The sequence below is a fragment of the Niabella yanshanensis genome (genome assembly GCF_034424215.1).
In the GTDB taxonomy this organism is placed as follows: Bacteria; Bacteroidota; Bacteroidia; order Chitinophagales; family Chitinophagaceae; genus Niabella; species Niabella yanshanensis.
Map to the genome: position 1 here is coordinate 1967778 of NZ_CP139960.1, position 14260 is coordinate 1982037.

Annotated in this window: 12 protein-coding genes; all 12 read right to left on the reverse strand. The window is 42.6% G+C overall.

The genetic code is table 11. The features are described from left to right. Window positions 1-112: 112 nt before the first annotated feature. The gene (locus U0035_RS07830; RefSeq protein ID WP_114789442.1) at window positions 113-532 is read right to left on the reverse strand and encodes a hypothetical protein; all 420 of its coding nucleotides are present in this window, start codon (window positions 530-532) and stop codon (window positions 113-115) included. Window positions 533-555: 23 nt separating this feature from the next. Then, entirely contained in the window at window positions 556-1218 is a 663-nt protein-coding gene (locus tag U0035_RS07835) for an Imm43 family immunity protein (protein ID WP_114789443.1), read from the reverse strand. A 12-nt stretch (window positions 1219-1230) separates the two neighbouring features. Then, window positions 1231-5745 carry a DUF6531 domain-containing protein gene (locus U0035_RS07840; protein WP_114789444.1) on the reverse strand — a complete coding sequence of 1505 codons (4515 nt, stop codon included), beginning with the start codon at window positions 5743-5745 and terminating at the stop codon, window positions 1231-1233. Window positions 5746-5801: 56 nt separating this feature from the next. Continuing rightward, entirely contained in the window at window positions 5802-7172 is a 1371-nt protein-coding gene (locus U0035_RS07845; RefSeq protein ID WP_114789445.1) for a hypothetical protein, read from the reverse strand. Window positions 7173-7183: 11 nt separating this feature from the next. Then, window positions 7184-9022 (reverse strand): type VI secretion system Vgr family protein, encoded by a 1839-nt coding sequence (locus U0035_RS07850; protein WP_114789446.1) that lies wholly within the window; start codon window positions 9020-9022, stop codon window positions 7184-7186. 130 nt (window positions 9023-9152) lie between these two features. After that, window positions 9153-9530: a hypothetical protein gene (locus U0035_RS07855; protein WP_114789447.1), complete on the reverse strand. Its 378-nt coding sequence runs from the start codon at window positions 9528-9530 to the stop codon at window positions 9153-9155. 134 nt (window positions 9531-9664) lie between these two features. Further along, window positions 9665-10318 carry a hypothetical protein gene (locus U0035_RS07860; protein ID WP_114789448.1) on the reverse strand — a complete coding sequence of 218 codons (654 nt, stop codon included), beginning with the start codon at window positions 10316-10318 and terminating at the stop codon, window positions 9665-9667. A 95-nt stretch (window positions 10319-10413) separates the two neighbouring features. After that, a complete protein-coding gene (tssD, locus tag U0035_RS07865; protein ID WP_114789449.1) occupies window positions 10414-10803 on the reverse strand; it encodes a type VI secretion system tube protein TssD in 390 nt (129 codons plus the stop codon). A gap of 160 nt (window positions 10804-10963) precedes the next feature. Further along, the gene (gene tssD / locus U0035_RS07870; RefSeq protein WP_114789450.1) at window positions 10964-11353 is read right to left on the reverse strand and encodes a type VI secretion system tube protein TssD; all 390 of its coding nucleotides are present in this window, start codon (window positions 11351-11353) and stop codon (window positions 10964-10966) included. 190 nt (window positions 11354-11543) lie between these two features. Continuing rightward, window positions 11544-12935 carry a DUF5458 family protein gene (locus U0035_RS07875; RefSeq protein WP_114789451.1) on the reverse strand — a complete coding sequence of 464 codons (1392 nt, stop codon included), beginning with the start codon at window positions 12933-12935 and terminating at the stop codon, window positions 11544-11546. A gap of 31 nt (window positions 12936-12966) precedes the next feature. Next, window positions 12967-13422, reverse strand: coding sequence for a type VI secretion system contractile sheath small subunit (locus U0035_RS07880; protein WP_114789452.1), 456 nt, complete (start codon window positions 13420-13422; stop codon window positions 12967-12969). A gap of 274 nt (window positions 13423-13696) precedes the next feature. Then, window positions 13697-14218, reverse strand: a complete 522-nt coding sequence (pyrR, locus tag U0035_RS07885) for a bifunctional pyr operon transcriptional regulator/uracil phosphoribosyltransferase PyrR (protein WP_114789453.1) — start codon at window positions 14216-14218, stop codon at window positions 13697-13699. Window positions 14219-14260: the final 42 nt, after the last annotated feature.

The window sequence follows — 14260 nt, forward strand, 5'->3', positions numbered from 1 at the left end:
GCTTAATGGTGTGCTCTTTTAGTTTTGGAGCAAATGTGTCAAAACACCTACAAGAGATAAATAAAAAGAGGCAGCATCCGCTACTCCATAAAACTTTAATACCCATAATTTATTACACAAGGAAAGTAATGGACTTATCACCCGTTTTTTGAAGCTCCGAAATCATATTAAAAAGCAACACCACATTGTTTACCTTATCGGTTGTTAACAGCAAATTAAAGTAGTAATACACCTGAATACCGTAACTGAGGTCCGGAGAGCATATAGCATAAGCGAATTGATTGGCTGTTTTTATTTTGGACCAGTTCCATCCAAAATAATCTTGAATTAAAATGCCGTAAGCAGAGCCTATTTGAAAACAGTTATCAATAACTGCATCATCTGATAACGAAGAATTCTTTAGTACATCTACCTTATCCTTAATGCAGGAAAGTGCATCATTGTTATCAGAAAGATTGTTTTTCTTAAAAAAAAGATCCTTCAGCCTGGTCACTTCCGCTAATTCTAAGGATGTCATTTCTTCGATGTTCATTGGTATTTATGGATATTCGTTAATCAATTGAATCTATTGTTGTATTGCGTCATATCTGCAATGTTGACATGTTGAATAGTATTAAAAAACTCTTGAATCTTTTGATGCCCTTGTTCATCACAAATCAAATCGTGCACCGCCAGGTCTTTTAACTTAAAAATATTATAGCTAATGTTTTGTTCTAATAATGAAATCTTTTCATACACTTTGATATTACCAAAATAGTCCCCCGAATTCCTAATCTTTTCTATAGACAATCCTCTCATCTTTATTATATCCTCATTTAAAGTGAACAATGAATTTGTATAATCCACAACATCCTGAACAACGCTACGCATATCAATGAAAAAATATTCTCTTCCCCCAGAGATATCTTCACCTTTAGCATTTACTACTTTAAGCTTTACTGATTTATAGGATGGGCATTTCAAGGTATCCAATAAATTTTTAAACGCTCCACTAATAATATAGCCGTCCCAAAAGCTTGCATAATCAAGATAAAAGTCAATCCCCTTAAAAATGTAATATAGTTCCGACGGATAAACACGATCCAAATCTCTTGGTTTTGTCCATGAATACTTCATCGGAGGAAAAGGATTGTTTTTATCGTACCCTTCTGCTAAAATACCGTCAGCTGCAGAAGATGTTCGCTGACTATAATTATTTGAAAAAATATAATAATTCATTTTTAGAGTTATTTAATGAAGTTTCTTTTTACCATCTACTATCTTATGTTGAGCGTCACCTTCCCACAGTTTATTTTTATACTCATTTTGTAATTTCCAAACCTGCTTTTTTGCTGTTGAAGCATCTATCAGCCCGGCATCGTAGGCGCCTCTTATATTTGTCACCCTGTCTGCAATTTCGTCATTATATCTTGGGTGTGATCCCCTATGAACAATTTGCGGCCCTTCAGAATCAATCATAGAAGCTTTATCCGGAAGCAAAATACCATTCGTGGCTTTGTCCATTTGACCTTGTAATCCGATGTCATCAAAAAAATCCTGATTTGCTTTCCATACCTGCTCAGGTATAACGTGATGAGCTTGCATTTGATCTCCGACGACACCACCCAAATTTTTGTTTAAAATAGTGCTGCTTAATCCGAGAGAATCAAAATGTGCAGCAACATTAGCTACATATTTGTACATCCGCAACCCACCATGAAATCCTATCGGATCCTGACTTATATAGTTTCCGCTTCCATTATCGTAGTACCTGAACCTGTTATATGCCAAACCGGTTTCCTCATCCACATACTGTCCCTGGTAAAGATAAGGTACAAAACCATTTTCTCCTTTTTGTTGACGGGTAGTGCCATATATATCCAGTTCCCGCTCCCATACTATTTTGCCATCGCCATCATAGGCATGAGTGGGTGTGCCCAGATAGTCGGCAACAATACTGTATTTTTTTTCTCCTTCAAACTTGGCACAGGGCACAAAAGCCCCCTCTTCAAATAACCAGGTAATTATGTTCTCAACCGGTTCCTTCTCTTCTTTTATACCCTCTTCAGTAATTGTTTTTTTTGATGGATACTGCCCTTTATACTGCCATTCATGCAGCGGTACATTCCCATCCCAAACAAAGCGGGTAATGGTGTCATTCACTATTAGACAAGGTTCTTCGGCAAGCCCGGAGCTGTTATTCGTTTTGACTATTTTAGCTGTTCTTCTACCCAGAGGATCGTAATAAAATTCAATTTCCCTGCCACCCGGATTGATCACTTTTTGTAACATTCCATTTCCCGCCCATTCGTACTCCCAGCCTGTGGCAGTACGCCGTAGGGCTATTCCCTTTTCTTTGGCTATTTCAGTTTTATCAATTGCACTCAGGTTCTCATTGCGTTTAAACTCTTTGAAAATGAGGTTACCCTCAGCATCGTAATAGTAGCAATATTGGTCATCTTCCAGCAAACGACCACCCTTGCTATATTTCCGGTCGCTTTTGTCTTTTGTTTTAAACAGGTTACCTATTTTATCCGGCACGCGATAAATGGTTTCCGTACCGCTTTTGTCCTCATACGTAGCGCTTACTAAATTATCAAAGGCGTCATATTCAAAATTAGCCTGCGTACGTGTTATCTCATTTACAATTTTATGAAGCTTATTACCTAGTCCCCAATCATAGCGGGTTTTGCTTTGCTCTATATGCTTAGCGCCAATCGCACGGCGGGTAACCCTTCCCAACCGATCGCGTTCTGTTTGCACGCTCACCCCGCCGCTGAGCTGACGGTGCAGCTCCAGCCCCGAATCATCACGCTGAAACACAGCCTGCCAGCCTGCGGGTTCAGATGCTTTGGGTTGACTCTCGGGATTAACGGCTCCGGTAAGCCTCGCTACCCGCGCATCCACTTCTTTTAATTTAGCGTCTAATGAAGCCGCTGCCGGTGACGGTTGTGCTTCGATGCCAGGACCACATTTGCCGCTCATTTCAATCAACATACCCCACTCGTCATATTGCATTGCAATGTCGGCCCCCTGGCTGCTGGCCGTCCGGATGCAATTCCCATCGCTATCATAGGTTTTGCCTACCCAATACCCGTCCTGCTCTTCCCGGATCACCCGCCCGGATTTATCCCGGATCAATTTTATATGGCTGGTTTCGTTGATAGCCTCTGAAAGCATCGCGTCAGCATCATATTTATAAGCAGCCATGCTACCGTCACTATGCTCCTCTTTCACAATATTACCCAGGCTGTCATAATCGTAACTGGTCCATTTTTCGTCAGGTCTCAGTACTTTGCTCACCCGGCTATTGCCATCACGCTGGTATCGGCGATTGAGCCCATCGAAGCCCCATTCGCTTACAACATTGCCTAAAGCATCCAAACCAAACCTGTATACTTCGCCGCCTTCATTTACAATACTGCGTAATTGCAATTCTGTATCGTAATTAAATCTTACCACACGATCGTTTTGTTTACGCCCGCGCAATACGCCCAGGGGCCCATAATCAAACTGCACCAGGTGGCTATAATCCCTGACTTCTATCATATTGCGGGCTGCATCATATTCAAACTGGTGAATATTGCCATCCGGCCCTTTAATACGGGTCACCAGCCCTGCATCATTATTTTCATAAGTTGTTATATTACCTCTTATATCTTTGTGAAAGATGGTGTTTCCCAATTCGTCATAACTCCATAGCTGCTCTAATCCGTTAGGGTACCGCAAACGGGACAGATTATGCTGTTCATCATAAATTAATTCGAAACGGCGTTCCTTATTATCCGTGATATACCTAAGATCTTTGTTATCGTAAGTGTAGTAAACCGGGTTCCCCGCAACTCCGCTTCGGTTCACCAGCCTGTTTTGCTGATCATACTCCCAACTCATCGTTTTACCACCCGGACTTCCCGCAAAAACAAGGTTCAGCCGGTCATCATACAAATAGGTACTGGCCTCATCATTTTCGTTAATCACCCGTACCACTTTGCCATATCCATTATATTGATACTGCACCTTTCCGCCTTCCGGGTTCACCAGCACTTCAAGATCCTGGTATTGATTATAGATCTGCCGGGTAATACCGCCATTGGCATCTACAATTTTATAGATCAGCTTTTTATTATCGTAAAAATATTCCGTTTCGTGCCCCAGGCTATCCCGTGTAATAGTTATACCACTTCCATCTTCGTTTTGTTTATACTCTGTCCAGTATTCTAATATACCGCCATCTCCCCAGGTATGTATACATCTTGCGTCATCTCCCTTCCCTTCGTATTCCCAGTAAAAGCTGTGATCACTTTGATTAGTCAGCTTTACTAACAAGTGGCCATCATACTCAAAACGTTTAACGGCCCCCAGCACATCTTCATTAGTCACCATGTTGCCGGCAGCGTCATAGGTATATTGTATGAAGTTGATGCGCCGGTTGTTGGCGATAGTATACACACGGAGCACTCTTCCCAGTTCATCGCATTGTACCCTGAGCATCCGACCCGAGCTATCTATAATAGCAGACAGGCTACCTTTAGCGTCATAATCAAACCTTATATCAAATCCTTGCGGATTCGTAATAGAAGCGATCATTGCAAACCCCTGCCGGTCTTTCTTTTCGCTAAACCGGTAAACCAGCTTATGCTCATCCGTTACAAAATACCCGGCCTCATCTTTTTCAAAAAAAAGTTGTTCTATCCGATGATAAAATATTTCCCCTTTTTGCAGGTAAGGCAATGCCGCTTCCCTTCCATCTTTCAAACGTATGGCAAACCCATTGCCCACATCGTATAAGCCTATATTATAGCTATGGTGCCAGTTATACCCCAACGAAGTTTCCACTTCAGCATCGCTATAATAGGTGCGTTCCCAAACTAAAGGTATGGGGCCTGGCAAATCAAAATCTACGTTGGTATGTATTACCCGTCCCGTGGCTGCATCAACCGGTTCACCAAAAGATTTACATTTGATGGACTGCAGCACATTAGCCAGCTTCTCGTTCTTCTTCGCAATTTTATCAATAATATCCTGGAACTTATCACCCAGCTTTTTCCAGGCTTTGCTCAAACCTTTAATACCCAACGATAACATTAGCTGGAACAGGTCGATGGTAGGCGGACCTCCTACCAATACCGGTCCGCCGCTGCTGATGATGGCCAGCAACATAGAAGTAGGCATCATCAGATCGAGTACAGGCCGTGGTGTTTTGTTCATCCGGGGCAGGCTGGGAAAGCCCACCAGGTTACAGGAAAGTGCAGGGTGAAACTGCGTAGAGAAGGGGCCTCCATCTGCCAGCACCGTGCTGCTTCCCATCCACATTTCCGAGGAAGAAGTGGGAACAGCCATGGGTAGCAAATGCAGGAACATAGCGGGCAGGTGCATAACTGGCGTACCGGCATTATTGATCCAACGGGAATGAACTTTTACAGAAGGCTTTAATGCGTTAACAATGGTAGCAGCTACACCGGCTACGCTAAATCCTTCCCCTTCTGCAGGTGGCGGTGGTAAGGCGGAGGCAATCGCATTCATTACCGCGCCAAAAATATCAAATACCAGTCCTACATGCGGAACCGGAAAAACGGGACAGGGAGGTGCAATCGTTTGCTCAAAATCGATGCCCATGGCCAGGTCGAAATACTTTCCTGCGGGCATTCCCGGCATTGCGGGAAATATACTGGCCAGGCCCGCCTGAAGTTCATCGAGCTTGCCCTTTGCTTCGCCAAACAGTTCACCAAAGCCTTTACTGGGTGCTGATCCTGCTGCTACTGCCATTATAGAATGCTTTTAAATAGTTTGTATAAGATTATCAACCGCCGCTGTTATCCTGCTTAAAATGAAACCGGCGGCATGTATTTACTACGTGGTTTCACCGTACTCTTTTCCAGCTCCGTGCCGCCAATTAATTCTCTCCAGTCGTCCCCAATCCAAACATCCAGCTGCTCTTCGAGCGCTTTCAGTTCGTCTTTGGGCTTGAGCTTCTCACCCAGGAATACTGCGAGATAGGCTGCATGCAGAAAAGTACTTTGCCTGATCATTTCCTTGCTTAACTGGCTTCCCGCCACCATGGCCATCAACGTATTTTCAAAAGCCGGTTTTAATCGTCCTCTTAAATAATACAAATGTCCCGAAATACGATAACCTTCCATTACAAAAAACACATCGCCGTACTTCAGGGCTTTGGTGGCCATATCCTCATAGATTTTTATGGCCGCTTCCCATTTTCTTTTTGCAGCCTGCAATGCACCTTTCAACATCATACAGGCTTTCCAGGAGTGATAGCCACCGGCTTCCCCATTTTCCATTTCCAGTTCAGCTTTTTTTATAGCTTCATCAGCATAGCGTTCACTTGGCTCATGATCTTTAATATTATAATGTGCCTGCGAAGCCACCAATAAAGTAGATACCAGCGTGGAAGCATTGCCGGTTTCTTTAGCAATGGATAGCATTTTACCAACCTCTCTACCGGTAAGATTCGGATCTTTTTTAATGATAGTATCCATCACTGTTCTTATCTGTTTGGTCAGCCTTGCTTCCGGACTAACCGTATCACTGCTGCCTCCTCCTTTATCCATTTCGTTATTAATGGCGGCCAGCATATCTAACTGTGGGTGCAGTTCTACCACCTTGTCGGTATTAGCAATAAAAATTTTCCTGCCGGCTGCATGATCGATCGTTACTAACCTGATTTGCGGAGGAATACCGTTTTTTAGTTTTTGCGCCAGCCAGTCACCAATGATCAGCTGCCGCGGCTGAGCCGGCGGAAAGTACAGGCAAAAATTGTTTTTGTCAAAACCGCGTAGATGATCTTTTAAACGAAGCATTTCTTTCAGGAGTCCATCAAAGCCAGCGGAGGCATCTATTTCCGGGGAAAATAAGGGATTCAATATCCCGTCATTCTTTAACGCCAGCATCAGGTCCTGGGCCGGATCAGGTACGGGTTGAAACCAGCCCTCATACTCCTTCCAAAGCGCTTCTTCAAAAGAAGTAGGGTCTCCTTTATAAGGTGTATTGAAACGAAAAAATATATCGTCAAAAACGCCAATGGGTAACCGTTCTGTTTCTATAAATTTATCGATAATATCCAGGTCCTGGTAGTTCGCAATCCATACGGCGAGGCTCCATGTTTTTAGTTGATCTGCCCGGGCCCATTCTTCGCGTATCTTATAAAACTCCTGCGCTACCGATGTTTTAATGCTCATAGTTGGATTATTTAGGAGTTGATTTTTACGATAGCGCCGGTTACGCTTACATCTCCCCCCGCGCCCATATCTATCTTACCTCCATTAATGCTGGTAGTGGCCGAACCTACTGCTTCCAGCTTTTTAGAGAACAGGCCCATTTCATTAGAACCTACTACCGTAGTGGCTTTGGAAGAAACGGTGGCAGTTGTTTTTCCTGATGCCAGGAAATCCACATCTGCTACCATGGCCAGGTTGTTTTTGGCGCTGGATACCACATCTTTGGTAGCTACTGTAAAAACATCTTTACCGCTGATAGTAATGGTCCCGTCTTTTTTCATATTCAGGGTACTATCCCCACAGGTAAGCGTAATGCTTTCATTACTCTTCATCGTTACATTACCTGCACCATCCATTAGTACGCTGTTTCCATCTTTATCTTCCACAAATACGCTTCCCGCGTTATCATCCAACAACACTTTATTACCACTACGACTTTGCAGCGCTTTCACATCATTACCCGCATTACCAAAACTGTTATTGGCTTTACCGTGGTATACAGCGCCTATTACATAGGGCTTGGTGGCGCTATCCCCCTCAAAACCTATGATTACTTCCTCGCCTACCTCAGGAATAAAGAACATTCCTTTTCCACCCCCTGCATGTGGCGTCGTAACCCTTATCCAGGGCGTCTTTTCCGACCCACCCATCCAGTGAAATTTAACCCTTATACGGCCAAGGCCGTTGAAGTCGTTATTATCTGTAACAATCGCACTCTGGGTTTCACAATTAGGTTCTTTAGGTGACACTACAGGAGGGACCCTGATAGTACCCGGTACAGCCGTAAACTGATTATCGTAATTGCCCATTGCATCTACATAATGCGTTGCTGCTATTACCAGGTATTCACCATAACCTTCTGTTTGCTCGCTAAAGACATTATTGCCTGATACTTCTACCATACCTCCAATTTTTACTCCGGGATGCCCGCTCTTGCCATTGAACATGATCATACGGCTGCCCTGTATCGCGCTCTTCATATTGGTAATATCATCCTGCTGCTTTTTATTGGTGAGAAACTGGTTGTTCCATAAAACAGGTTGTGCTGTGTATATCGACTGGCCTAACTGCATTACCTGCTTCCCTAACGGATTGAGCCCGGCCTTATCTTCTACCCCCGATGGCTGACTCGTATATACCTGGCTGTTCAGGTAATCCCAACCCATCATTTGTGTTTTGACCGGCCGTGCATTTAACGACATATTAAAACTGCTGATATGACTGCCGTAGGTTAATGTAACGGATTCACCCGACTGAGGTTGTCCGATGATCAGGGCCTGACCATCCCAAAACAGCCACTCGCCGAAAGTACCGGTTAACCGCTGCAGAAACTCCCAGGCCGTTTCTTTATACTGAACGGTATAAGCCAGTGTTTCACCGTATAAGGGCTGCACTTTCGGACTTAAGAGATTTTGAGGAAAGGGTTTTAATACATCGTTCGCAATATTCTTTATAGCTTTCTTTTCCCAGCTCTGACAGTGGGGACCGCTTTCCATCATTATGGTGGGCGAATAACCACTGATAATTACATTTCCATGATGGCCCGTAAACCGCGATGTTTCCACACTGGTCACCACGCCTTTAAACAATAAGCTACCATTAAAGCCTTCTGCCAGGATACGTGCACCAAATGTGCCTCCGATCATATCTTTGGAAGAGGTAAAGATGCCGGCTTTTCCGTCGATTGCTTCTGCAGGGCAGACTAAGGAAAACTGGTGATGATCAAAAATACTTTGAGATAGAGAGAAAGAGGTGAAAACGGAAATAGCATTACCGTTAATGCTGAAAGAAGCATTGGTTAACTGAGCCATAAATAAAGGTTTTGTCGTTTATGGATGAAATATGTTTAGTTACGAATATTAGTTCATATTGATGAATGATTGCATCTACTTTTCAGGCCGATCTTTTGATAATTACAAAATACTTGTACTACTTAAAGTATTACTCATTAAAAAGATAAAAAGCATTTCCCGGATTTTTTGGTCTCCAGCCCTGCTTTTCCAAAACCACCTCGTTCCCGTTCGTATAAAATTTTATAGTAACATCCTGAGGCCTATAACCAACTGGTGCATTTGCCAGGTTAACGAGGCTGTCTTTATCTTGCAGCGATTTACCAAATACTTCGTAAGAAATTTTCTCGTCGCGCAGGTAAACCCTGAATGCTTCAAGTATATCTACCTCCTGACTTTCAGTTGAGGCTGTTGTTAAATCTTGCCAGTATTTGTCTATCGACTTCATTGTATTATTATTAAAAGTGCAAGCCATTATCATTGAGCAATGCAGTGCCAGTATCCATCCTGAAAATCTTAGGTATTTCATCCGTATATTTTTTATTTTTCAGTTTGGCCCGATGCCCACCCGGATGAACCCAGTCGGACGGGGAACTCCGCACATACCTGTCCGTCCGGTCGGGCGGGCATCTCGCGTGTGAGAAAAATCGATCATGCTCCTTTTCATTTTATATTATGTTTCCTGAATTTCTGGTTTACCCACGAAACAAAATGAGCGATATGACGGTTTCGCACTATTTCCCCATTGTTCATTACAGAAGCGCCATCATGCTGCCACCTGGTTCTGGGCTTGTATTCATCTTCCAGGCCAATCATATGTCCAAACTCGTGCACCACCCCGCGCTGACGCCCCCTGGGCTTGGTAGTCAGTACCAGATCCATACTATCTAATTGAGAAGACCCCCTTGCAGGTGTGACATAACTTTGCTCAAAGCTGGTCGTCTTTTGTACTGAAATTTCCCAATGATCAAAGATCCATATACCCTCTACCTGGGTCTTGAACTCAAATTCGAGCACCACCTGCACGCCGTTACCCAGCACTCGTAACAACTTTCTATTCCAGGCAGATTTCACCCCTGCTATCCAGTCATTTACAAAACTTTGCTTTTGTAAATCAGTCCATTTCCCATTCTTATCCTGGAAGAAAAATTGCAGGTTCATAAAGCAAACCAGCTTATATTCACGTACCGGCTTACCCCTGGCTATCAGATAAAGATCATAAGCATCATTCACATCCAGCTCGCCTGCCGTGATATCTGTTTCATGGTCAATACATACCTCATCAGCTGCTAATGTAAAAGGAGTATGATGCGGCATAAAGTTTTATTTTCAATAGATGCAACAGACGAGCCATTAAACGCCCCTCCGCAATTTTCAACAAGTGTTTAACAGTAACAGAAAGTATACCAGTTTTACACAGGCCAGTTCTTCCTGAAGCTGGAATCATTCAACTTCACTTCTTTGGCGCTTAACCTCAGCGTTATCTGCATGGGATATTCACCGTTATGTGTATACTCCTCGGTATAGTCAATACAATGAGCGTCAACAAACCTGATCGTTTTCAGCTGGCTCATATTATCTCTTCTGTAAAAAGTGATAGCGCCGCTTTTTGTTTGTGTAGGGCTAATCATCCAGTCGAAAAGATCAGTTTTACCATTGCTTTCAATAGTAACATCAATTACACCACCTTTAGGAATGGACGTAGGCCTGCTCGTGGCATCTGTTTCCTGGGAGAAATGGTATCTGCAATGAAGGACATTAATTTCTTCGCCATCTAATGTAAGTTTTGAAATAAATGACATAAGGTTGCTTTTAAGGTATCAACTTTAATTGATAGCGTTTTTCATAAGTATGGACAGCAAGTAACTATAAATAACCCAGCACCTTAACAGCAGGTGCCGGGTTATCCAGTTTAATATAACACATTTTCAAGGCTTAACAGCTCATGTTGTTCTAAAAATATTAAACAGCCCACTGGTTCATATGCGAGGCATTGCCCATGCTGATCTCCTTTGCACTAATGGTAAAGGTTTCAGTAATAGGGTTTTCACCAGTAGCATTAAAGTTTTCCCGATAGGAAACCAGGTACCCTTCCTTGAAGGAAAGCTCCTTCATAGTGGCATCAGAATCTCTTTTGGTAAAAGTTATCTTACCATCTTTTCTTTCGAAATTGTTACACATCCATTCGAAGAATTTGGTGTCACCGGTAGATTCAACGGTTAGGGTAATCTGGCCACCACGGGTGATAGATGATGGTCGGCCTGTGGCATCTGTTTCCTGCTTGAGGGCATAGCTAAGATCCAGGATGTTGTTTTTAGCACCTGCCACATCAATTTGTGCTTTAAATGACATAGTTGTACATTTTTGATGTTAAAAAATAAGTATAAAAACTATAAATAAAAAATACATGCTTATAATACTTATCTATGTAACACACGGTAAGATCGAGCTTTCAAATAATTCATCATAGATTTAAGTATAGGATTAAACGTTCGGGGTGTTTGAATTATTGCAGAGGGTTTATTAATAAAATATTAATTACTTATTTATCCTGCTCGTAGCTAGACATCCATTCTACGCCATCTGCATCATCACCTTTTTGTCCGTCCAGCTTGATTAAAAATGTTTTAGCCGGGAAATAAGGCTTCAGGTGAATGTCCAGGAAAATCCGGTCTTTTTGAAGCGGATCCTGTTCAAATCTTTTTATGGTAAAGTTTTCAATTAATTTGCTGGGGCCGGTAATACTATCCAGGAAACGAACAATCTGTCCGTTTAATTCTTTCCTGGTATTGGCATTGAAATTTTCGAAAGCACGCCTGTTGAGAAAGTCCATCATTACCTTGGCCACATAGTCAAATACGCGGACCACAGAGTAGGTTTGCAAACCTATATTATCGCCATTGAATAAAGTCTTTGCTGAGAAGGCCATTACTTTGCCATACTCTTTTGCCATTGGCACCAGGCCCAATTTTTCAAGACCTGCTATCTCGCTTTTCTTCAGATCAAACTTAACGCCGTCTACCTCGTTCATACTACCATGTTTCTTACCGGCAGTAACCTGCGACATCAGGGTGTAGTAGATCTTTCCGCCAAGGGATGAAGACGGTGGGATAAACAGGTGATCATCTTCCCCCACTTCATCTTCTTTACCCCGCCCTACCAGCCAGTTACAAGCCATTACCACATTGGAGCGGTAAGGGTCTCCCCCTGTTAAATTAGCAGCCTCAAACAATTCCATTACATCATCGGGTGTGTCCAGGTTTTCAAAATCAGTCACCAGCATCACTTTATTATCATAGGCTATTTTGGCCCATTTTTCTACCACTTTATTAGAACCCAGATAACCGGGTAATATCAAAATGCCATAGTTATTGCGCAAATCCAGCCTGTCGTAATTATTAACCAGCTCGGCCTGTACATGATCAATAAACCTGGTATTATCCAGGTCTTTCAACTGATCAGGCTCCGCATTCATAAACGATACGTTCTTCACTTTCTGGCTTTCCGTATTCTTAAAGAATAATGCTACAGAGCGATAGGAACGCTCCAGATCCCCGGTACGCTCCAGTGCTTTTCTTACATTCGACTTTAATGTTCTGTCAGCCGTCTCAGCCAATTGGTTGCAATTATCAACCATCTGTCCCAGATCGTCTGTAGACTCTAATATATCAACCCACCAGCTCAGCATTTTTTTCAGCTCCTCCCGCTCTTTCTTCTTACTGGCTTCTTCCAGGAATATCTTCTTTCTCGCCTTTCGCTCAGGGTTCAAATTTTGCACATTATCGATAGCGGATTCCAGGAGATCATATCCACCCAACTTGGCAAGCGGTTGAAGATGAGAATCCAGGGTACCTAACTCAACTGATGAAGGTTGCTTATACTCTTTTTGCAGATTTTGGTCTTCCGGGGAAAGTTGATTTTGAGCTGTTGACATATGATGACTATAGGTTTATGAATTGAATATATTATTTAGACTTACCGTCCAGTTCCTGTATGAGCACTTTTAATGCGGCAACCAGGTTTTCCTTAGTGCCAGAGTCAGACAAGGCCTGCTTCAGCAATTTATTGGTCTTAAGCTGCTTCACGATTTTTTGGTACTGGGTACGCTTCATATCCAACTCGCTCAGATACTGGCTTTGACGGGTAATGCCTTTGGGACCGAAATCTTCAAGTCCTTTAAAGTTCAGCTCTTCTCTTTTAGAGGCTCCCTCTTCCGTTTCAAATTCCATATCCACGGAAGGGTTAAAATGGTTGAATACGGCACTGACATCGGTCAGTCCATGAACAATCTCCGGCCTCACAGGAGGCAGGTCTGTTAACTTCTCGGCTAATAATACACGATTCTGCGGGATATCGGCAAAAGCTTCAAACGCATCGTTCTTTACTTCGGTACCGCCTATTCCATAAGGTTCCAGTGGCATAGTTGTTTTTTTAATAGATTGTGATAACGAATGTATATGTCATGTCCGTTTTGAAAGATCCCGCAATGCACGGGAAAGGTTATTTAAAAAGGGACTATGTAAAAGTAAACCCTTTATTTTTTTCTCATAATAGCTAAATATAGTGATGCCCAAGGTCGAAAAATTTGATAATAAATAAAATAGCCTAAGAAAGAAATTGCTATTTAATTAACTCATTTCCCTCTTAGGCCAACAAAACTCATGCCTATCATGTATTTTGTTCAGATTTTTTTTATCATTCTATATAAACCTGATCTGCATCACTATTTTCTTCCCACCTCACCAATACTTTCTGATTTTCAAAACTATCTATTGCTCTTCCGATATAATCGGCCTGGATGGGCACTTCCCGGCTAAACCGGCGATCGATCAGTACACAAAGCTCCACTTTTGCCGGGCGGCCAAAATCGAGCAGTGCATCCAGGGCCGCACGGATGGTTCTGCCGGTATACAATACATCATCTATCAGGATTACCGTTTTGTTTTCAATACTAAAAGGAATATCTGTAGCGTTGGCTTTGTGCAGGGTATTACGGACATCATCCCGGTAAAAAGTGATATCCAGCTTACCATATTCGATAGTTGTTTTACCCACCAATTGCTTTACCTGCTGATGCATCCTGTCTGACAAATAAACACCCCTGGGTTGAAGCCCAATCATTACCACTTTAGAAAGATCTGTATGATTTTCAATAACCTGTTGTGCCAGTCTTTTTATCGTTATTGATATATGTTCCTTATTTAAAATAGATTTCACGCTATTGTCTTTAGTGCTAAAAACCGAAAGTCGGAAAGTTTA